The 20,354-nt window shown below is 44.2% G+C and carries 20 protein-coding genes; 8 read left to right on the forward strand and 12 right to left on the reverse strand.

The annotated features are described in order from the left end of the window. Positions 1-101 precede the first annotated feature (101 nt). From WJM94_RS05505 to WJM94_RS05520, 4 genes are all read left to right on the forward strand, one after another. Entirely contained in the window at positions 102-1,124 is a 1,023-nt protein-coding gene (locus tag WJM94_RS05505; RefSeq protein WP_444493229.1) for a TRAP transporter substrate-binding protein, read from the forward strand. A 35-nt stretch (positions 1,125-1,159) separates the two neighbouring features. Next, a complete protein-coding gene (locus tag WJM94_RS05510) occupies positions 1,160-1,750 on the forward strand; it encodes a TRAP transporter small permease (RefSeq protein WP_444493230.1) in 591 nt (196 codons plus the stop codon). Beyond that, positions 1,750-3,036, forward strand: a complete 1,287-nt coding sequence (locus tag WJM94_RS05515; RefSeq protein ID WP_444493231.1) for a TRAP transporter large permease — start codon at positions 1,750-1,752, stop codon at positions 3,034-3,036. The genes WJM94_RS05510 and WJM94_RS05515 overlap by 1 nt, the downstream gene beginning before the upstream one ends. A 73-nt stretch (positions 3,037-3,109) precedes the next feature. Further along, entirely contained in the window at positions 3,110-4,027 is a 918-nt protein-coding gene (locus tag WJM94_RS05520) for an MBL fold metallo-hydrolase (protein ID WP_444493232.1), read from the forward strand. A 12-nt stretch (positions 4,028-4,039) separates the two neighbouring features. Here WJM94_RS05520 and WJM94_RS05525 read toward each other — a convergent pair whose 3' ends face one another. After that, a complete protein-coding gene (locus tag WJM94_RS05525; RefSeq protein WP_444493233.1) occupies positions 4,040-4,939 on the reverse strand; it encodes a helix-turn-helix domain-containing protein in 900 nt (299 codons plus the stop codon). Positions 4,940-5,073: 134 nt separating this feature from the next. Here WJM94_RS05525 and pobA point away from each other — a divergent pair, with 134 nt between their 5' ends. Next, on the forward strand, positions 5,074-6,294 hold the full coding sequence (gene pobA / locus WJM94_RS05530; RefSeq protein ID WP_444493234.1) for a 4-hydroxybenzoate 3-monooxygenase: 1,221 nt from the start codon (positions 5,074-5,076) through the stop codon (positions 6,292-6,294). Between the two features lie 115 nt (positions 6,295-6,409). Here pobA and WJM94_RS05535 read toward each other — a convergent pair whose 3' ends face one another. Then, complete coding sequence (locus WJM94_RS05535; protein WP_444493235.1) at positions 6,410-8,191, reverse strand: S8 family serine peptidase; 1,782 nt, start codon at positions 8,189-8,191, stop codon at positions 6,410-6,412. A gap of 226 nt (positions 8,192-8,417) precedes the next feature. Next, positions 8,418-8,768: a DMT family protein gene (locus tag WJM94_RS05540; RefSeq protein WP_444493237.1), complete on the reverse strand. Its 351-nt coding sequence runs from the start codon at positions 8,766-8,768 to the stop codon at positions 8,418-8,420. A 390-nt stretch (positions 8,769-9,158) separates the two neighbouring features. Here WJM94_RS05540 and WJM94_RS05545 point away from each other — a divergent pair, with 390 nt between their 5' ends. Continuing rightward, entirely contained in the window at positions 9,159-9,551 is a 393-nt protein-coding gene (locus WJM94_RS05545; protein WP_444493238.1) for an ester cyclase, read from the forward strand. 399 nt (positions 9,552-9,950) lie between these two features. Here WJM94_RS05545 and WJM94_RS05550 read toward each other — a convergent pair whose 3' ends face one another. The 9 genes from WJM94_RS05550 to WJM94_RS05590 all read right to left on the reverse strand — a co-directional run bounded on the left by WJM94_RS05550 (position 9,951) and on the right by WJM94_RS05590 (position 18,756). Beyond that, positions 9,951-10,784 carry a hypothetical protein gene (locus tag WJM94_RS05550; RefSeq protein WP_444493239.1) on the reverse strand — a complete coding sequence of 278 codons (834 nt, stop codon included), beginning with the start codon at positions 10,782-10,784 and terminating at the stop codon, positions 9,951-9,953. A 556-nt stretch (positions 10,785-11,340) separates the two neighbouring features. Continuing rightward, positions 11,341-12,045, reverse strand: coding sequence for an SDR family oxidoreductase (locus WJM94_RS05555; protein ID WP_444493240.1), 705 nt, complete (start codon positions 12,043-12,045; stop codon positions 11,341-11,343). 561 nt (positions 12,046-12,606) lie between these two features. Beyond that, positions 12,607-13,404: a transglutaminase-like domain-containing protein gene (locus tag WJM94_RS05560; RefSeq protein WP_444493241.1), complete on the reverse strand. Its 798-nt coding sequence runs from the start codon at positions 13,402-13,404 to the stop codon at positions 12,607-12,609. Positions 13,405-13,910: 506 nt separating this feature from the next. Then, entirely contained in the window at positions 13,911-14,750 is an 840-nt protein-coding gene (locus WJM94_RS05565) for a class III extradiol dioxygenase family protein (RefSeq protein WP_444493242.1), read from the reverse strand. Between the two features lie 2 nt (positions 14,751-14,752). After that, positions 14,753-15,109, reverse strand: coding sequence for a protocatechuate 4,5-dioxygenase subunit alpha (locus WJM94_RS05570; RefSeq protein WP_444493243.1), 357 nt, complete (start codon positions 15,107-15,109; stop codon positions 14,753-14,755). Position 15,110: 1 nt separating this feature from the next. Further along, on the reverse strand, positions 15,111-15,989 hold the full coding sequence (locus WJM94_RS05575; RefSeq protein ID WP_444493244.1) for an amidohydrolase family protein: 879 nt from the start codon (positions 15,987-15,989) through the stop codon (positions 15,111-15,113). A 16-nt stretch (positions 15,990-16,005) separates the two neighbouring features. Continuing rightward, positions 16,006-17,064 carry a 4-oxalomesaconate tautomerase gene (locus tag WJM94_RS05580; RefSeq protein ID WP_444493245.1) on the reverse strand — a complete coding sequence of 353 codons (1,059 nt, stop codon included), beginning with the start codon at positions 17,062-17,064 and terminating at the stop codon, positions 16,006-16,008. Then, positions 17,057-17,734, reverse strand: coding sequence for a 4-carboxy-4-hydroxy-2-oxoadipate aldolase/oxaloacetate decarboxylase (locus tag WJM94_RS05585; RefSeq protein WP_422834030.1), 678 nt, complete (start codon positions 17,732-17,734; stop codon positions 17,057-17,059). Before WJM94_RS05585 ends, WJM94_RS05580 begins: the two co-directional genes overlap by 8 nt. A gap of 11 nt (positions 17,735-17,745) precedes the next feature. Then, positions 17,746-18,756 carry an amidohydrolase family protein gene (locus WJM94_RS05590; protein ID WP_444493246.1) on the reverse strand — a complete coding sequence of 337 codons (1,011 nt, stop codon included), beginning with the start codon at positions 18,754-18,756 and terminating at the stop codon, positions 17,746-17,748. 251 nt (positions 18,757-19,007) lie between these two features. Here WJM94_RS05590 and WJM94_RS05595 point away from each other — a divergent pair, with 251 nt between their 5' ends. Both WJM94_RS05595 and aroQ read left to right on the forward strand, forming a co-directional pair. Beyond that, positions 19,008-19,844, forward strand: a complete 837-nt coding sequence (locus WJM94_RS05595) for a shikimate dehydrogenase family protein (protein WP_444493247.1) — start codon at positions 19,008-19,010, stop codon at positions 19,842-19,844. 15 nt (positions 19,845-19,859) lie between these two features. Further along, positions 19,860-20,303 carry a type II 3-dehydroquinate dehydratase gene (gene aroQ / locus WJM94_RS05600; RefSeq protein WP_444493248.1) on the forward strand — a complete coding sequence of 148 codons (444 nt, stop codon included), beginning with the start codon at positions 19,860-19,862 and terminating at the stop codon, positions 20,301-20,303. Positions 20,304-20,354: the final 51 nt, after the last annotated feature.

Genomic DNA, 20,354 nt, shown 5'->3' on the forward strand with positions numbered 1-20,354 from the left:
TGATAGGTTAAAGTTGACGATTTTATTCAGCCCAAAGAAAAAGAATAGTCTGACTAAAAAAGCACTTTATAAATACTCTACTAACATTTGGACGTTTAAGTATGAATACGATTATTAAAAAGACTGCTGCCACTGTACTGTCATCGCTTCTTCTAGCTTCACCTGCGTTCGCCGCAGACGTTACATTGAGATTCGGACACTTTTGGCCTTCCGTATCTGATATTCATAAAGAGATTTATCAAAAGTGGGCTGACGCTGTTGAAGCGGATTCAAATGGCCGCATTAAAGTAGAGTTGTACCCGTCTTCTACCCTTGCCAAGCCGCCTGCACAATATGATGCAGTAAAACATCGTATTTTAGATGTGACCGCTACGGTGCAAGGGTACTCTGCAAATCGATTCCCACTAACTCAAATCGTTGAACTACCGGGGGTCGTACAAAATGCCAATCAAGGCTCTTGTGTGATTCAAAAGCTATACGAAGAAGGTGCTTTTGCGAATGAATACAAAGATTCTAAACCACTGTTCTTATTTACCCACGGCGCTGGTTTATTGCATGTAAAAGGCAAAAATATCGAACAGCCTAGTGATCTGGAAGGTCTGCGTATTCGCCGACCAACAGCGGTAATCGGTGGCTTACTTGAAGAACTTGGTGCTCTTCCTGTCGGTATGCCAGCTCCGCAATCTTATCAATCTCTTCAGCGCGGTGTTATTGATGGCGTGGCACTTCCTTGGGAAGGTGTGAAGAGCTTTAGAATTAACGAGCTAGCGGAAAACCATACTGAAGTAGGTGGACTTTACTCCCTGGCATTCATCGTGACGATGAATAGCGACGTATACAAGTCGCTTGACGCTGAGCTTAAAGCGGTTATCGACAAGAACTCAGGTTCCGCATGGTCGAAGATTGCAGCACAAGTGTTTGATGATTTGGACAGCAAAGGTTTGGAAGAAGCCAAAGCCGCTGGTCACACTATCAACCGTATCGATGCATCAAGTAACGAAACAACCTGGAAACCAATTTTCGACAAAGTCATCGAAAACTACTTGTCTGATTTGGAATCGAAAGGACTAGCTGCACGCGACGTATATAAGCGAGCAATGGAACTTTCACAAGACTGTATTTAACTGCTGCCTTTCAGCCTTAACAAGGGAATGAGATTATGAAAATACTCATCAACCTAGTCAATCGCGCGGCACATATTGCCCATCTGGTCGCTGGTTTTATTTTAGTGTCGATGATGTTCATCACTCTCGCTGACGTCATCACTCGCGCGATGTTTAATTTTACTGACGGCAGTATCGACTTGACGTTTGTCGGTGGCATAGAGCTCATCAAATTTGGTTTGCTGTTTGCCATCTTGCTGACTATGCCTCACTCGGTAGCCAAATCTCAGGTCATTGTTGATTTGTTTACCGAGAAAATGAATCAGCGTCTGAAGATATATCTTGAAGCCTTCTACAACCTTGGTTTTGCACTACTGGGCGCGGGTATGTCAGTGCGCTTCTTTGAAGCGATTGAGTCGGCATCTCTCACTGGAGAAACCACACAAGATTTACAGATTCCGCTGGAATATATCTATATTGGTGTGGTTATCGCCACTGGGTTGCTTGCAGTTAAAGCGTTGATCATTGCAGGGGAGCTCATCTTTCACTGCCATACACCAGCGAAAAATAATGGCGGCGATGAACCAGCAAAGTTAAGCGACAAAAAAAGTAACGTGCAACAACGAAACAAAGAGGAGTTAGTCTAATGGATGCTTCAACGATTGGTCTAATTTGTATTGCGTTAATGTTAGTAATGATGGCGTTCAGAGCTCCTATCGCGTTATCCATGGCGGTAACCGGATTTGTTGGGTTCGGATCTATTGTTGCTTTTCCTTCTGCGATGGCGATTTTGGATAGCGGTCCGTTTGAAACCCTGTCTAACTACAGCTTTAGCCCGATTCCTATGTTTATCCTCATGGGTGTCTTTGCCTCTAAAGCACAAATGTCGCAAGAACTGTTTCATGGTGCGAGAACACTATTTGGTCGCTGGCGTGGTGGTATGGCACTGGCAGCAGTAACATCATGCGGTGTTTTCTCGGCTATCTCTGGCTCTTCTCTGGCCACAGCAGCGAGCATGTCTCGCGTTGCGTTGCCAGAAATGGAAAAGAATGGCTACTCAATGTCATTGGCAACCGGCACGCTTGCAGCAGGTGGTACATTAGGCATCATGATCCCGCCTTCTATCGCACTTCTTCTTTACGCGTTAATCACAGAGCAGTCTGTCGGTGATATGTTTATTGCTGGACTAATCCCTGGTCTGCTAGGGCTGTTACTGTACTGTGTGACGATTGCCATTACGGTTTGGCTAAAACCGGATCTCGCAACACCAGGTGAACAAACCTCCTTTTCAGAGAAGATCAAAGGGCTTAAAGGCTTGATTCCCTTCACTAGCATCTTCGCTTTCATCATCTGCGGTATCTATTTTGGCCTGTTTACACCAACCGAAGCGGCAGCGATTGGGGCGGCTGGTACGCTAGTCATCGCCTTGTTCCGAGGAATGAAATGGAGACAATTTGTTGAAGCGGTAGAGGAAACACTGGCTCTTTCTTCCATGATCTTCTTCATGATCATTGGTGCCGAAATTTTTGGCTACTTCCTTTCGGTTTCAAGAATCTCTTACACCTTGGTGGAAGTGGTCGATAGTCTACAGCTTTCTCCTTACATGGTTCTGTTTGCTGTGCTGTTATTGTTCGTCCTACTAGGTTGCGTCATGGACAGTATTGCGATGCTGCTCCTTACCGTTCCTGTCGTTTACCCTCTTATTGAGGCGGCAGGCTTTGACCCAATCTGGTTCGGCATCGTTGCGGTGATTACCGTTGAGCTTGGTCTTATTACGCCTCCTGTAGGAATGAACGTATTTGTCATCAAGTCATTAGCGCCCGATGTTTCAATTAAAGAAATGTACAAAGGCGTATTCCCGTTCGTCATGTCGGACGTTGTGCGCCTGCTATTGATAATTGGCTTCCCAACGCTCGCTCTTGGACTACTTTAATTCCCCCCCACTACCCTTACCACACGGACTGTGGTGAGGGTTTCCTCCCCCAACAAATTTCTTGGAGAATCTAATGAAAGCCTTTAGATCTGGTATTTTTGCGCCTGCGATAACCTGCGCCCTAGGCCTAATGTTATCCATCAGTGCATCAGCCAAAACCGATGTTATTCTGTTAGGAACGGGGACCCCAGTTCCTGATGCTGACCGATCTGGCCCATCAACCGCCGTTGTTTACAACGATACTGCGTTTGTCTTCGATGCAGGTGGCGGCATGGTACAAAAAGCGATTGAAGCTGCAGAGAAGAAAGGGATCAAAGCACTCTATCCTACTAACATTAAGCACGTGTTCATCACACACCTCCACAGTGATCATATCCTTGATATTTCGGAGCTGGCAGCTACTTATTGGTGGCGACGTGACGATAAAATATCGTTGTATGGTCCTATTGGTACGGAAAAATTTGTGACTGGATACTATGACATGTTGTCCGTTGACATTGGCTTGCGCACAAGCGGTAAACAGCCATTAAAAGATCCAACCAACTATCAAATGATCGTGAAGGAATACACCGAAAGTAACACCGTTTATGATCAAGATGGCGTCACAATCGAAGCCTTTACCGTCCCTCATGGTGATATCCGCCCAGCCTTTGGATACAAAGTGACGACGCCGGACAAAGTCGTCGTAATCAGTGGCGATACGGCCTATTCAGAAAAGATGATCGAAATCGCGAAAGGTGCCGACGTGCTGGTTCATGAAGTGATCAGCGAACAAGGGCTATCGAAGCTTTCTGAATTCTGGCAACAATACCATTCAACAAGCCATACCAGAACCAGTGAACTAGCAAAGATTGCTTCTGAAGCAAAACCTAAATTACTGGTGCTTACCCACATCCTTCACTACAGCGCGCCTATCGAATCGGTGTTGGAAGAAGTTCAAACCAACTACGACGGAGAGGTGGTTCTCGGTAATGACCTTGATGTGTTCTAACTAATAGACCCTTTAGCATTCCGTATCAAACGGGTTGAGCTGTCTGAAAGAAGTCGGGCTCAACTCAGACTTATTTTTAAAGAAACGTGAAAAATATGCCGGATCTTCAAAGCCTAAATTGTAGGCGATTTGGTCAACATGCAACTGGGTATACAGAAGGCTTCGCTTAGCTTCAACAAACAGTCTCTCAGCAATAATCGCTTTTGCCGCCACCCCTTTTGATTTGCGACATACTCGATTTAACGTCGACACCGACGTTTGCAGAGCTTCCGCATATTGAGCGACCGTCCAGTGACTACGATAGTTGTTCTCTAATAATTTTTGGAATTGATAATAGTGACTATTTAATGAGTTACCGACTTTGGTTCCTTCATCTTGCTGTTTTATCGCCCGAAACAAAGACAATAAGATCATTTTTGCCAACCACTCTGAAGCTAGTCTCATTCCCACATCATGTGCATTCAGCTCAGATGACAATAAATTACAATAATCACGCAGTTGAGTAAGTACCTTATCATCCGTTGTAAATGAGAGTACTCTTGGCTTATCCAGAACCGTCTCAAATACACTTTCAGCATACGTTAACGCCAAGTGATGAATCATCGGTTCCGCGATGCTTACAACATAACCTTCCGTATTCGGAGAAAAAATAAATCCGTGAACAACCCCGGTAGGAATCGAGACCACAGAAGCCCTATCTACAAATATCTTATTGTTATCTAATGATATATCTGCATGACCCTTGTTAAGTAAAAGAAGTTGAAAAAGCTTGCCGTGACTATGAGGTTTAATACGCCACCCTCTCGTTTCACTACGAGCAGCAATGGTTTCTACATGAACAAACTCAGAATTATTGCTGTCACTCTGTTCTCCATACAGGAAGAACTTTGGTACATCAGATATCGCACTCATTACTTAACCAATCATCAAACAAACATCACATCATGACCTAAAAGTACAAGAAATTGCTCTGTATGTGAATGGAGGAAATCACACTTTATTAACAAAATAGAAACACAAGGAACAAAACAAGCGGAGTGCTTAAAATGGAAGTTATCAAAACACAAGTTGCAATTATTGGCGCTGGTCCATCAGGCCTATTACTAGGTCAGCTACTTGCTAAACAAGGTATTGACAATGTCATTGTAGAACGTTCGACTGCGGATCACGTTCTTTCCAGAATACGTGCAGGCATCCTCGAGCAAGGTTTTGTTGACCTCATCAGAGAAGCTGGCTGTAACGCTCGTATGGATAAAGAAGGCCATGTCCATGACGGCTTCCAAATCAGTGTTGACGGTGAAAGTACAAGAATCAACCTCAAAGAACGCACTGGCGGCAAAGTGGTGACTTGTTATGGACAAACCGAAATCACCCGCGATTTAATGGAAGCAAGAAGTACTGCTGGCCTACCAAGCTATTATGATGCGCCAGTTACCGAAATTGTCGCGCCAGACTCTTCTAACCCTGCAGTTCGATTTGAGCACGAAGGTACGTCTTACGAATTACAATGTGATTTTATTGCCGGTTGCGACGGTTTCCATGGCGTATCCCGTCCAACTATTCCTGATACCATCCGTAAAGAATATGAGCGTGTTTATCCGTTCGGCTGGCTTGGATTACTGAGTGACACTCCACCAGTGGATGACGAATTGATTTACTGTAAACACCCTAGAGGCTTTGCACTTGCGAGCCAACGTTCATCGACACGCTCACGTTACTACCTACAGGTTCCTGCAACAGATAAAGTAGAAGACTGGAGCGACGAGAAGTTTTGGGACGAACTGAAAAAACGCCTGCCTGCCGAAGCGAGCAAAAACTTACAAACGGGTCCTAGTATCGAGAAAAGTATCGCCCCATTACGTTCATTCGTGTGCGAACCGATGCAATATGGGCGATTATTCCTGGTGGGCGATTCGGCACACATTGTACCACCTACGGGCGCAAAAGGACTCAACCTGGCCGCTTCTGACGTGGCGACGTTGTACAAGATCATGATTCAAGTGTACAAACACGATGATATGGAATGCATCAAACAGTATTCGGATATCTGCTTACGTCGAGTATGGCATGGCGAACGCTTTTCATGGTGGATGACTAACATGCTGCACGACTTTGATGAGCTTAGCGTGAATAACACCGATGGTGCTATTTTTAGCCACCTGATGTGTTCTGAGTTAGATTACTGTCTCCATAGCGAATCGGGTAAAACAATGATTGCCGAGCAGTACGTCGGTTTACCGTATGAAGAACTAAAACCGACAAAATAATCCCCTCTGGCATGTAACAACCTCCACCAAATAAGGATACCTCAGTATCCTTATTTGGATTAATCAGGGCGCACTATATGCTGAAGGGGATACTTATTATTACAATTATCTGTGGCTAAAACTCAGCTGTCACAATATTAGAGCAATCAGCATCAAATTTACTTCCAGCCTCACATACCTGATACGAGAAGGTACCACCACCCTTACCTAGGGAGTCATCCGTAAAAGTAATATCAGCAGACTGGTGCAACAAATTACCATCTCGATATATGTCTACTGTTACAGGAGTACCGTTGTCTAGCCAATGCCAATTCAGAGAAGCATTCATGGTCCCTCTAACTTTGCTAGTTGTGACGGTGAGCTCAATACCATAGCCTGATCCATCACCTGCGTTAGGGTCTTGAAGAGTAATGTAATCTGAATAGGTATCTGTTACTTCACCGTCATCAGTTACCGTTAAGGTAACCGTGTAAGTACCATAGCCAACATAGATGTTACTTGGATTCTGACTCGTCGACGAATTACCATCACCAAAGTCCCACAACCAGTTCATGATATAACCATCGCTATCATCAGAGACGTCAATGAAGTTTACGGTTAGCCCATTACTATCAATCGAATATGTAAATCCTGCCGTAGGTGCTTGATTAGAGCCTTGCTCAACTGGGGCCAGATTAGCAGAAAAGCCACTAACATCCAGTAGCGGTTCTGGAATCCCGTCATCCGAATCATCGGTCCAAATATCATTACCTGCAGCTATAACGGCATCATATAAGGCGTACACATCGTCTGCATCTAAAGGTGGATTAGTGCTCGCCAATAGCGCCAGAGCACCGGCCACATGTGGAGAAGCCATGGATGTACCACTAATTGTGCCGTACTCTCCCTGCTCCAGTGGATACGTAGATAGAATACAGACACCCGGTGCTGCGATATCAACGGCACTACCCCAGTTACTGAAATCAGCCAGAGTGTCATCTTGATCTGGGCGGCAGGTATTAGAGCCAAGACCTCCAGACACACCATCAAAGTCTGCAAGGGCACTTACCGTTAAGACGTTATTGAATGCCGCAGGGCTATAATTATTCGCATCAGCGTTATTATTGCCTGCCGCAACAGCAAAAGCGACACCAGCATTAACTGCTCCTTGAATGGCGTCGTATTCAGCCTGGTTGAAACCAGAACCACCCAGACTCATATTAGCCACTTCGATATTTCCGTTAGCCGCTATCCAATCAATGCCGGCAATGATCCATGAGGCATAACCGCTGCCTCTGGAGTTTAAGACTTTAACGGCCCACAAACGGGCACCGGGGGCAACCCCAACCACACCAATACCGTTATCCAGCGCTGCAATGGTTCCGGCGACATGAGTGCCATGATAATGGTCATCATCCCCACCACTATCACATGTCGTGCTAAACGGTCCTCCTGTTGCACAATTAACGCCTCCAACGACATTCAAATCCGGGTGATCAAAATCGATGCCGGTATCAAGAACAGCAACATCCACATCTACTCGGAAATCATCGTTACTATCAATACCAATGTTGGTATTCGTATCAGCAAAGATTCGCTGGATACCTGTGGGGGCTGTCTGAGCCGAAATATAGCGTATATCATCTGTGGCCACATATTTGACCTTAGGGTTTCTCTCCATAGCCGCAACTGCCTGGGGCGGTACTGTGATAGAAAATCCTTTCAGGGCGTGCTGATAGATAAAACCGAGATTGCCACCGACCTGGCGAGAGATCTCTTTGGCTGCAGCCGCCGGGTTATCGATATGGTCATGAAGAACGACAATATATCCTCCGGAAGGAGGCGCTGCCATCGTGACAGGTGTAACGCCAATCAACGCTGCCAGCGAGAGTAGCAGAGTAACTAAAATTTGTTTCATCGTAATTGCTCCGAACTAGATTTAGCTTTTCCGGTGGTAATTAGCTATCCGGCTAAGCTCCTTTTTAAGAGTAGTAGGAGATAACGTTATAAATAAACTCAGAAACCATTAAATTTGAGATTTATAACCTTAAATAGTTAGCTATCTAGTTAGAGTAATTGCGTTACGGTGTGATTAGGATTAGCTGGATGATTTGAAAACGGTGCTTATGGACATGTTAAACCAGTTATATGAATTTGCTACGAAATACAAAATAAACAGCACCGACTAAACATAAACCAGCCCATAGATAATCGAGTTTTAGGGGTTCTTTTAGATAAAGAACAGAAAAAGGAACGAATACCATCAATGTGATGACTTCTTGCATAATTTTTAGTTGGCCAACGCTCAATACGGTAAAGCCAATTCTGTTAGCAGGAACCTGTAGCAGGTATTCAAATAATGCAATTCCCCAACTTGCGAGCGCTGCAATTACCCACAACTTATTGTTCAGCTCTTTTAAATGAGCATACCATGCGAAAGTCATAAAAACGTTACTACATATAAGTAACGAAATACTGAGAAAAACAGGATTCATCAACACTCAAACTCAAATAGATGACCCACTACGATGATGAGCCAGGGCCAATGTCGGCGCATTCTACTCTTGAGTGAAAACAGAGTAAATTGGAATATTACAGATAAGAGTACCTTGTTTGTCATGCACTAAAGTTACAGTGCCGATAGGAACAGTACCGATAGGAGCCTCAACGTATTTCTGCCCAAAATCATTTGGTTTTAGTTTTTTGATACACTTCTATTGTCATTCACTGACCTAATTTTACTAATGGCTGAAGAAGCACTTGGCTTTGCATGACGAGTTAAATAAATACTGTTGGCTGATATAACAAGGAAACAGTGCTATACCAAAGAGTAGACAGTAAAAACAAAGGAGAAATAACTCATAAGCAACAGATTAGAAATCGCCATGAAATTTTTCGATGCATGTGAAACAGGAAAAGCCTGGGATGCATGCAAAATTTATTGTCACTCTGGTGCAACTTTTTCATCTCAGGCTGGAGCATTGGCAGATATTGACAGCCTAGAAGCCTATACAGAATGGACGAAGGGGTTATTAACACCTATTCCAGATGGTCGTTATGAATTAAAGAGCTTTTCAGAAGACAAAGAGCGCAATATTGTTACTGCTTTCGCTGTTTTTCATGGTACACAAACTGGTCCGGGTGGCCCGATCGATCCTACAGGGAATACTGTCGAAGCTGATTATGTCTATGCGATTCAATTTGAAGGTGACCTTATCAAGCATATGACCAAAATATGGAATGATACTACCAGTCTTCAACAACTCGGCTGGGCATAGCGCACATTACAGCGATAGACGCCTGTTTAGCACCAAGCGGAAATTCATCCCCAATCTGAACATAGAGCTTTAGAGTAGCTTGTCTATCATTGCAAAATCACCTTCGTAAATGCCAATAAAGGCAACCGCGAAATTCCTATCTCTCATGAACTCTTTTACGAAATCAACCCAAGGGGTGTTGGCGGGATATTCAACTGCGGTTGTAGTCCATAAGTGGACTACTAAAGCATTACCGGGATTGCCTAAAGGACAGGCAACCCATGGTCTAAGGTATACATTCGCCACCGATTTTATGCGTGAAGTGGTAACATTCTTGACTTAACTGTGAATATGTAAGATCTGGTACGAGTCAGCGCACTTAAGTTACCATTTCGTCGACATCTCAGATATAAGCATTTGCTATTGTGACTTAGCCTTCCGCTGTCGCCATATCCACCCTGCGACTGGTACTAAGATAGTTGCCCATAGCCATTGCCAATTGCTAGATATAAAAGCAACCATCTTTTGTTTTCCGGTCACTTCAACCTCTATAGATCTATCAAAAGTTTTAATAGAGCGTGGAGTTGTTCGCCCATCAATGTCCAACATCGCCACTAAAGTTAGGTGTAGATTATGCCTCCCCTCTGCTTTGGGATGAATTTCCCATCTCCATTCAGTTTGCACTGATTCGGAAATAATTTGTATATCGGGAGTTATCGATGTAATCGAAAATTTATCCCCGGAGAGCGTAGCTTCCATGATTCTGCTTACTTTAACTTCAGCGTCTTCTATCTCGCCTTGTTCAGTTATCTCTTGTTTGAGCTCTTCAACAGTACTGTTAAGGTCCAGTATTAATTGAATTTGATAGGAGCTATGTATGTTGATCGGCGCCTCAGGGACATTGTACACAACCACAGCATCTAGCATACTTTTAAGTTCTTTCTCTACATCTTTGAATCCTTGGTGGGAGTCATTAGACTTCTCGACTGATGAGCCGGGATAAATGCTCTCTGGTGGTGTGAGTTCTATTGTTTCCAATATTTCACGTGGAAGATGAGCTTTAGCTAAGGGTGGAGCTTCTCCTGTTAGGAGCGACACGTCATCGATTGCTTCACGCGGAGAATCGTGTATTTCCTCTCTTTCAATCTCTGCAGGCATTTTCTGTTCCATTGGGATTGATTTTACAAGCAGAAAGAAAGCTCCTAATGCTAGAAGCACAATTAAAGCCACTACAAATATTGAACTTAGTTTCATTGCTATCTCCAACCGAAACACCCTAGATAGAGGGTGATTAACGCAACAACAAGAATATGTGATAGCGTGCATATTAATAAATTTAGACTACGAAACACTGAAAATCACCGTCTAATTAGTTTGTTTTGGTCAATCTTGTCATGTGCTATACGCTACACTGACGCAGGCTTTGGTTACTACAAATTCGAGTGTTGATGGGAGGGTGTTTTGAGGTGTGTGTTATTTTAGCAGTGCACTTAGTACCTAATGAGATAAACCGATAAATACGCGAGGCTACACTGTGTCCGTCAGATCGAGGCTGGATCCAAAATGCACCCTTTCTGTGTTTCGTCCCACTTGGTATGTTAGGTTACTTCGTTGCTTATTGATCAAATTTTAGTAATCACTATGACACCTATTGATCAGATTTTGGTACTGAGACAAAGTGGCTTACCTTCCCATTGCAATACAGGCAGTATAAAAATCAATTACCATCAGATTATCCAGTGCTTTTCCAATACTTCGTTATAGCGGAAAGTAGTACGTAATCAGGGAAGGCCTTACTGCCACTCAAAACTCAATGCTCTTGAGGTAAATACACTGGCTGATCGGCTGTAATACCTTGCTTTACTTGTTGAGTGATAATGTCTGCCAGCACTTCATTTTGCCCCGCCTCCAAGCCATCAAGAGCGCGAGTAACTATTTCTTCCGGACTACTTTTAGGTATGTCGAAAGCCTGTGTTAGGTCGGTGTCTACATATCCCATATGTAAACCTAAAACTTGAGTCCCTTGAGAAGCTAATTCATGGCGCAATGCATTGGTTAATGACCAAGCAGCAGATTTACTCGCAGCATACGCCGCCAACCCGCCGTCATTGACCCAAGAAGCAACAGACAAAACGTTAAGTATTGCACCTCCACCTCTACTCTTCAGTACAGGAGCAAATGCTTTACTCATATGCAAAATGCCATAGAAATTAGTCTCGAAGGTACGCCTTGTTACCTCTAGACTGTCTTCAAACAAAAAGCCGCCAGTCTGAGCAATCCCAGCATTATTAATTACCAAGGTTACATCAGATGCTATTTTTGCTACGGCATTAACGTCAACGATTTTAGTCACATCTAATCTGAGCGGAAGAACTCCGGGCAGGCTAACAGTCGATGTATCACGGACAGCGGCATAGACTTTTTTTGCACCGCGGGAAAGTAATTCTTGAGTGAATGCAAGTCCAATTCCCCGATTTGCGCCAGTCACTAATGCTACAGAATTTTCAATTTTCATTTTAGAAGCCTTTGAATTTCTGGTGAATATAATATCGACTTAGAGCGATGATCTTCTGATGACTACTTTTCCTTTGTTGTGGGTTTTAGAGGTACCTTGAAGAGCCTCAAACCTACTTGAATTATTTTAGTCTAGCCTCGAAATTAGTACCTATCACTGAAGATAATACAGATAGAATAAATGAAATAATTACTTCGATAGAGGCAATGCAAGTTATAGGTACTGGCGGTCCTTAACTAACCATAAGGAACCCATTTTTATTGCAACTCTACTGACTGGAGCTTATTTTTTGCACCAAAGTGAATACAACCAGTATGCCCATCATATAAACTCCCGTCGAAACCAAATGGCTGGAATGCCGAGATATAGTGTCATTCATAATATTACAGAAGCTGCCGTAGTCAATTCGCTGACTTATGCTGATCTGAGCCACCAAAACCAGATAGTTCCTTAAGCGATTTTTCAATACCTGAAGTTATTCATGAATTGATAACTTAGCACTTTACAAAACGGCCATGTGTCTTCCATTAGAGTAGGTATGATTAGGGGGAACGGTTAGTTTCATCTTGGCGAGCCCGTAATTCGCTCAACTGATACGAACATAGATAGGAGTTCCACTGGATCGCCGAATTGCGTATAAATGGCAACATCAGCCGCATCGCGGCCAAAAGCGATAGCTATACGTCCCTTGTTCAAACCAGACTGGGTCGGGTCAAATGTATACCATCGATGACCAACATAAGCTTCAAACCAAGCGTGAAGATCCATAGGTTCTAGCCCTTCCAGATAACCTACAACCATTCGGGCGGGTATTGATAATGCTCGGCAACAAGCAATACCGAAATGAGCCATGTCTCGGCATACTCCACGCCCATACGCATTCAACTCAGAAGCGCTGATAATATTTTGTCCGGTTCCGGGAATGTACTGCATGCTATTACGAATGTAATCAACGATGGCAACGCATTGATCATATCCAGCTGAACGGCCAATTACGATTGAACGAGCCATATCAGAGAAGCGATCTGATTCACAATATCTGCTGGGAAGAAGAAATGGTAGTGTGTCTTCTGGTAGTTGCTGAACTTCTACAAATGGAGCATATAGGTTAACGTCATATTCGTCAGAGGTTTCTATATCTACAGATGAATGAACATTAAAATATCCGCTCGATGAGACCAGTCTCTGGCAAAGGTTCCCGAAAGAATCGGTAAACTCTACCACCGGCACACTAGGTGTCAGAATGTACTGTTCGCGAGCGACCCACTGCTGCCATCCGCTACGCGGGCGAAGCATAAGAATAAATGGTGTTGGTACAGGTATATTGAATTCAAGATTACAAGAAGCATGTAGCCACATGATACTGTCTCCAAGACCGAAGCATAATATAAAAAGACAGTATGCTCTATCTGTTAAATTATCTGGTTCGGTAGATAAATTAAGTCCACAGTGCCCCTAGTAGCGTACGTTTGTGGCTCATTAAATATTCTTGCTTATGTACTCCTTTAACTAAAGATAGACTCACCTGAATCAAAGCGAGGAAACAGTAACTAACTTCTTAGGAAATGCCTGTTTTCAGAGTTGTATGAAGTTACTAAGTGTAGGCAGGACTAGACTAAAGGAAGCAGGTCAGTACCCCAAAACCGAACGCCACCTGAACTCGGATTCAAACTCAGACGGTAATAGGTGTGCACTGTCGATTATTTATTTTCGTGATAGTCGCGGCTGCCTTGACTTAAGCCTAAGTAATTCTTTGAGGACACAGCTGGTTGATAAGGTAAAAAACAACTGAATGAAGGGCGACAAAACAAAGCGGCCACTCAGTGACCGCTTAACAAGGAGAGAATGAACAAATCGTATGACGACTATTTTGACTCGATCAACATAGTACCGGAGCCAGTGTTTGAGATTGGTGCATGGTAGCTGCTCTGTAATACGTTCAGCTCACCTTGCAGTGTTCCGCGCATACCAAGCCACATGTTCAGTTCAGGGCCTTGAGCACCACCCTCTTTGATAAGATCAAGGACAGAAAGCTTGGTCAGACATTCAGGCTCGTAAACCAGTTTATCCATGCAGTACAGGTCAAACTCTTTGTTAATAAAGCCTGCACGCTCGCCATCCAACTGATGCGACAAGCCACCAGTGCCAAGCACAACCACTTTTAGTTCCTGATCGAAACTCTCGACCGCAGCGGCAATCTGCTTGCCCAGGTCATAGCAACGCTTCGGAGAAGGCATTGGATGCTGCTCACAGTTGATACATACAGGAATAACCTGAACATCGTCGTACGAGTTATTTGGCCATAAAAGCTGCATCGGTACCGTAAGACCGTGGTCGACTTTCATCTCCTGACAAATTGTAATGTCGAACTCGTTTTCAACCAGATGATTACAAATGTGCCACGCTAAATCTGGCGAACCTTTTACATCAGGAACAGTTTGAATGCCCCAGCCTTCGTCGGCGTTCTCGTAACGGTCTGCAACACCAATTGCGAACGTTGGTTTTTTATCGATGAAAAACTCCAGTCCATGGTCGTTGTAAAACAGAATCGCAACGTCTGGTTTCTCTTCCGCTAACCATTTATGAATTGGAGGATACGCATCAAACAACGGCTTCCAGTATGGTTCCTGTTGTTGATTGTGTTCTATCGCTTTGCCGATAGCAGGGATATGTGAAGTACCGATACCACCTAAAATTTTAGCCATGATTATTTCCCCGCGTCGACTAGCATTTGCTTAAATTCTTCAACCGTTTTGCCCGTTTGAATCGCACCGATGTCTTGCATATTCAGACCAAGCATGCCGGCAAATTTAGCCAAATAGTAAATACTTCCGCCTAACTTAAGTAAGCCAAGCACATCACGATTTTGAATGGCTACTTTTTGCTCTTCTGTCAGACCATACTTATCGCAATAAGCCATTTCGTCACGCAGAAACTCCTCACGTGCCGAAGCCGTGTTGAGAGAAAAGCACATCTTGTTCAGACCGTAGCCTTTACGAGCCATTTCTCCATCAAACAGAATGGTGCCTTCAATTGAGGACTTGTTATCAAGGTAAGAAGACATATTAAACCTCCTCCGGCCAGTAAAGCTTCATCGGGTTAGTCACAAGCAGCGCTTGTTGCAATTCTTCCGATGGTGCAATTTTAGGAATCACATCAACTAGGTGACCATCATCCGGCGTGTGTGATTTCATGTTCGGGTGAGGCCAGTCTGTTCCCCACAGAACTCGGTCTGGGAAACGTTCAACTAACTCGCGAGCAAAAGGAACGACATCTGAATAGTTAGGAGGAGTAAGAGTCAGACGCTCTGGACAGCTTACTTTTGTCCAGATATTCGGGTTACTCTCCATCATGTTAATGAACTTCTCAAACTCTTCGCTGTACACGCCTTTAGAGACATCAGGGCGGCCCATATGGTCAATGACAACGGTCATATCAAGTTCATTAAGGAAAGGCGCAATCTCGTCGATATCCTGGGATTCAAAATACACGACTACATGCCAACCCATCGGGCGAATTTTCTCCGCAATAAGCTTTAGCGTTTCTTTTGGCGCAGTATCAACAAGACGTTTTACGAAATTAAAGCGCACACCCCGGACACCGGCTTTGTCCATCAGTTGCAGTTCTTCGTCGGTAACGGTTTCATCAACAAAGGCAATACCACGAGCTAAATTGCCTGCAGTATTCAGCGCATCAACCAAAGCCGCATTGTCTGTACCGTGACAAGACGCTTGTACGATAACGTTACGGCTGAAGCCGAGGTAATCTCTCAGTGCAAATAACTGCTCTTTAGAGGCATCACACGGCGTGTACTTACGTTTTGGCGAGTAAGGAAATTTACTTGCCGGGCCAAATACGTGGCAATGGCTATCCACAGCACCTTCCGGCACCTTAAACTCGGGTTTGCTTGGATTAGGGTGAAAAGGCAGATAATCCTTGTCCATGGTCAGTCCTTATATTCTATCTATTTGTATACACGATTCCGTCGAACAACTTACGGGCTGTGCGCAAAATTGCTGCAGCTTGGACTTGGCTGTTTTGTACATCCAACACTACGCTCATTTTGCCTATCGGGTGTTCAACGTCTACCGCTAAAGTTTCGCTTTGCTCGATTGATGCCAATTTTTGTGCAGGCGAACCGGGTAAAATGCACGCACTCGCGACACTCACGGCACCTAATACGCCTATAGACGCATGGCAGCGGTGAGGAATAAAAGTACGAGTAGAGATAGCGCCGCCGTACTGAGCTTTGCTAACTAATGTCATTTTAGGTACCGATAATTGAGTGACATCACCGAGATTCATTAGCGGTCCGGCTTGTAGCCGTATCGATTCAAGTTTTTGTTTCAGTTCAGCGTTATTGTCTAATTGATCGCGACTTTCATCGCCCGAAATACCAAGGTCTTGGGCATTGATGACAACAACAGGCATACCGTTATCAATTAACGTCACTTCAACACCGTCAATCACATCGACCGCGTTACCACTCGGTAGTAAAGCACCACACGTTGAACCTGCAGTATCTTCGAACGTAACTGCAATAGGCGCTGCGCTACCAGGGACGCCATCAATTTCACAGTCACCTTCATAGGTTACTTGTCGATTCGGCGTATTAACGGTCACCGTCACGATTTGATCGGTGTTCTCCATGTAGATCCTTACCGTCGTTTGCTTTTCTTGAGCCTCGACGATCCCTCTCTCTATCGCAAATGGAGCCACACCCGCTAGGATATTGCCACAGTTTTGCTTAGTGCTGATTAGTGGTTGATCTACAAACACTTGCAAGAACAGATAATCTACATCCACACCATCTCGTTCAGATGGTGCTACGATCGCAACTTTAGATGTCAGGGGATCAGCACCGCCAATCCCATCAATTTGTCGCTCGTCAGGAGAACCCATTACTGCGAGAAGAAAGCTCTCCAGACAAGACTGGTCTGAAGGCAGGTCACTTTTAAGAAAATATGCACCTTTTGAAGTACCCGCTCTCATCCACATACAAGGGGCTTGGTTAGACATACTTGAGCCCTTTTTCTGCTAAACGCTCACGCATATTATAGATGTCCAGGCCAAGCTCGCCGTTTGCTAAGCGAACACGTTTCGCCTCTTCTCTCTCGATGCGATCCAGTGCGGCTACCAGAACTTGTTTTGCTTCGTCGCGACGAACGACAACAACACCATCTTCATCGGCAACCATCACATCACCCGGGTAGACGATTTCTTCAGCACAGGTCATTGGAACGTTCACTGAACCCAATGTTTCTTTAATGGTGCCTTCACTGAAAATGGCTTTTGACCAAACCGGGAAATTCATTTCACGCAGATCTTTCGTATCGCGCACGCCGCCTTCGATGATTAGGCCAACCACACCGCGCGCTTGCGCTGACGTAGCTAGTAAGTCGCCAAAGAAACCGTGGTTTGATGGTGATGTCGGAGCAAAGACTAAAAAGTCACCGTCCTGAGCTTGTTCAATTGCTACATGCATCATCCAGTTATCACCCGCTGCGCCAGAAATGGTAAGCGCAGAACCAGCGACCGCATCACATTGGAAAATAGGTCGCATATAGTGCGCCAGCAAGCCGCGACGGCCTTGAGCTTCATGGATAGTAGCAACGCCACATTTGCGCAGACCTTCAATCACGTCTTTGTCTGCACGCTGAATATTCTGAACTACTACATTGTTTTGCATAATATTATTCCTTATGCCTTCAGACGGCTGAATACACGACGAGCATTGCCTTCAAAAATAAGCGCTTTTTGTTCGTCATTAACCTTATTGCTCGCATCAATGTAACGCTTGGTGTCATCAAAATAGTGACCACTTTCTGGGTCGATACCGCGCACTGCGCCTATCATCTCAGACGCGAACAGAATGTTCTCCGCAGGGAGAATATCCAGCAGTAGGTCAATACCTTTCTGGTGGTAAACACAGGTATCAAAGTAGATATTCTTAAGTACTGACTCTTCTAATGGTGGAAGCCCCATGTCTTGTGCAATACCGCGGAAACGTCCCCAGTGGTAAGGAACTGCACCACCTCCATGAGGAATAATGATTTTCAACTCAGGGAAGTCTTTAAATACATCCGACATCATCAGTTGCTGAAATGCAGTGGTATCCGCACCTAAGTAGTGTGACGACGTAGTGTGGAAACACGAGTTACATGCCGCACTCACGTGAATCATTGCTGGCACGTCCAGCTCGACCATTTTTTCGTAAAGTGGGTAGAACGCTCGGTCTCCCAAAGAGGCATCTTTCCAGAATCCACCAGTGGTATCCGGGTTTAGGTTACAGCCGATGAAGTCCATTTCTTCTACGCAGCGTACCAATTCAGGTACCGATTTTGCTGGTGTTACACCCGGAGACTGAGGAAGTTGAGCAACAGGTGCGAAGTTGTTAGGAAATAGGTCACACACACGGCGAATCAAATCATTCTGGTGCTCTGTCCAGAAACGGCTGGTATGCTCATTTCCGATGTGATGCCCCATCCAACTTGCACGAGGAGAGAAGATAGTCAAATCCGTTCCACGTTCTTTTTGTAAACGCAGTTGGTTGTTTTCAATACTTTCACGAATCTCGTCATCGGAAATATTGATCGTTCCCTTACTTCCAACGTGTTTAGGATCTTTAGCTACCGCAGCTTTCTGGCTCTCGCGATAGTCACCGACTTGCGGTGGTGTAGTGGTATAGTGGCCGTGGCAATCGATTATCATCTCATCAATTCCTTCTGTTGTTATGTTTTGAACTACTATAACGACGGAGATAACTACTCGACTATTTCAATTTATTTTTACGGTATAAGTTTTTGAGATAGAAACCTTACTTTTATCGTTAACAAATCAACTTAAAACCCAATAAATACAAGGATTCAACAAAAATGAATAGGTGTTAGAAAAATATAATTATCATTAGAAAAATGACGTATGGTAGCCTTATCTCGTCATATATAGATGGAGTACTTACTATGCAATGCCGCTTATTTGGTAAAAATATAACTCGGTCAAAATCCCCTTATTTCCACAACGAGCTTGCCAAACAATTAAATATTAACTTTAGCTATCAATTAAATAGTATTGATAGCGGGGATATTGAGGAGTTCAAATCTCAGGTAACGGCATTGTTCGGTTCTGAAATTCAATCCGCAAATGTCACCTATCCGTTTAAAGAAATCGCCATAGAAATCGCCAATAAACTCGACAAATCAGCGCAACGCGTTCAGGCGGCGAATACGTTAGTAAAAAAAGGCGATGAAATTATCGCTTACAACACGGATTACTCCGGGTTTAAACAGGCTTACCAAAAAGCGCGCGAGCAAAAACCTGGTCGCGTCGTCTTAATCGGTTGTGGAGGCGTAGGCAAAGCTGTTGCGATGTCTCTGGTTGATTTAGGTGCATCAGAACTGGTTTTATTTGATATGGATGAAAAGAAAGCCCGAGCACTTGCCGATCAGTTGGTTAATGAAGACTTGCAAGTGACGACGGCCAATGCTCAGTCACTTGAGTCTTACGTTAAACTGGCAAATGGCCTGGTAAACTGCACTCCAGTTGGGCACTACTCCATGCCGGGAACCCCTATTCCAGAAAGCTGGATAGGCTCTCAAGATTGGGTTTTCGACGCTGTTTATACACCAGTAGACACTCAATTTCTTTTGGCCGCAAAAGAGAAAAACGTTTCTATTATCAGTGGCTTTGAGCTATTTTTCCATCAAGCTACTGACGCATTTTCTCTCTTCACTAATACCCAACCTAGCCCTGCCGAGTTGGCGGAGTTTCGTGAATCGCATTTTGCTCAGCTGTGTTAAGTTAAGGTTCTCATCATGCCTAAGTTACTGTTATTAAATGGTCCAAACCTAAATTTGTTGGGCTCTCGTGAACCAGAAAAATACGGTCACGAAACGCTCGCGGATGTGGAGATTAACTGTAAAAAACTCGCATCAGAGTTTGGTTTTGACGTCGAATGCCTGCAAAGCAACATTGAAGGCGAATTGATTAACGCCATCCACCAAGCTGGCGCTGAATACAAAGCGGGTGAACTCGCGGGCATTATTTTCAACCCAGGTGCTTATACCCATACCTCAATTGCCCTTCACGATGCAATCGCAGGTGTTTCGGTGCCTGTAGTAGAAGTTCACATTACCAACGTACATGCTCGTGAACCGTTCCGCCATCACTCCTATATTTCTCCGGTGGCCGTAGGCACCATCATCGGCATGGGTACGAAAGGCTATCAACTGGCGATTAACTATTTACTAGGAAAATAATACTAAAGAAATAACGTCACAGCGTTTTTTAGTTAACTTATAAATAAAAAA

This window comes from Vibrio sp. YIC-376, assembly GCF_052353105.1.
Classification (GTDB): Bacteria; Pseudomonadota; Gammaproteobacteria; order Enterobacterales; family Vibrionaceae; genus Vibrio.

What these genes read in the sequence shown, in the direction of transcription:
- WJM94_RS05565 (WP_444493242.1), bottom strand. Translation starts at nt 14,750, where the DNA reads ATGGCTAAAATTTTAGGTGGTATCGGTACTTCACATATCCCTGCTATC.
- aroQ (WP_444493248.1), top strand. Translation starts at nt 19,860, where the DNA reads ATGCCTAAGTTACTGTTATTAAATGGTCCAAACCTAAATTTGTTGGGC.
- WJM94_RS05515 (WP_444493231.1), top strand. Translation starts at nt 1,750, where the DNA reads ATGGATGCTTCAACGATTGGTCTAATTTGTATTGCGTTAATGTTAGTA.
- WJM94_RS05560 (WP_444493241.1), bottom strand. Translation starts at nt 13,404, where the DNA reads ATGTGGCTACATGCTTCTTGTAATCTTGAATTCAATATACCTGTACCA.
- WJM94_RS05505 (WP_444493229.1), top strand. Translation starts at nt 102, where the DNA reads ATGAATACGATTATTAAAAAGACTGCTGCCACTGTACTGTCATCGCTT.
- WJM94_RS05570 (WP_444493243.1), bottom strand. Translation starts at nt 15,109, where the DNA reads ATGTCTTCTTACCTTGATAACAAGTCCTCAATTGAAGGCACCATTCTG.
- WJM94_RS05575 (WP_444493244.1), bottom strand. Translation starts at nt 15,989, where the DNA reads ATGGACAAGGATTATCTGCCTTTTCACCCTAATCCAAGCAAACCCGAG.
- pobA (WP_444493234.1), top strand. Translation starts at nt 5,074, where the DNA reads ATGGAAGTTATCAAAACACAAGTTGCAATTATTGGCGCTGGTCCATCA.
- WJM94_RS05520 (WP_444493232.1), top strand. Translation starts at nt 3,110, where the DNA reads ATGAAAGCCTTTAGATCTGGTATTTTTGCGCCTGCGATAACCTGCGCC.
- WJM94_RS05545 (WP_444493238.1), top strand. Translation starts at nt 9,159, where the DNA reads ATGAAATTTTTCGATGCATGTGAAACAGGAAAAGCCTGGGATGCATGC.
- WJM94_RS05590 (WP_444493246.1), bottom strand. Translation starts at nt 18,756, where the DNA reads ATGATAATCGATTGCCACGGCCACTATACCACTACACCACCGCAAGTC.
- WJM94_RS05585 (WP_422834030.1), bottom strand. Translation starts at nt 17,734, where the DNA reads ATGCAAAACAATGTAGTAGTTCAGAATATTCAGCGTGCAGACAAAGAC.
- WJM94_RS05580 (WP_444493245.1), bottom strand. Translation starts at nt 17,064, where the DNA reads ATGTCTAACCAAGCCCCTTGTATGTGGATGAGAGCGGGTACTTCAAAA.
- WJM94_RS05550 (WP_444493239.1), bottom strand. Translation starts at nt 10,784, where the DNA reads ATGAAACTAAGTTCAATATTTGTAGTGGCTTTAATTGTGCTTCTAGCA.
- WJM94_RS05510 (WP_444493230.1), top strand. Translation starts at nt 1,160, where the DNA reads ATGAAAATACTCATCAACCTAGTCAATCGCGCGGCACATATTGCCCAT.
- WJM94_RS05525 (WP_444493233.1), bottom strand. Translation starts at nt 4,939, where the DNA reads ATGAGTGCGATATCTGATGTACCAAAGTTCTTCCTGTATGGAGAACAG.
- WJM94_RS05540 (WP_444493237.1), bottom strand. Translation starts at nt 8,768, where the DNA reads ATGAATCCTGTTTTTCTCAGTATTTCGTTACTTATATGTAGTAACGTT.
- WJM94_RS05555 (WP_444493240.1), bottom strand. Translation starts at nt 12,045, where the DNA reads ATGAAAATTGAAAATTCTGTAGCATTAGTGACTGGCGCAAATCGGGGA.
- WJM94_RS05595 (WP_444493247.1), top strand. Translation starts at nt 19,008, where the DNA reads ATGCAATGCCGCTTATTTGGTAAAAATATAACTCGGTCAAAATCCCCT.
- WJM94_RS05535 (WP_444493235.1), bottom strand. Translation starts at nt 8,191, where the DNA reads ATGAAACAAATTTTAGTTACTCTGCTACTCTCGCTGGCAGCGTTGATT.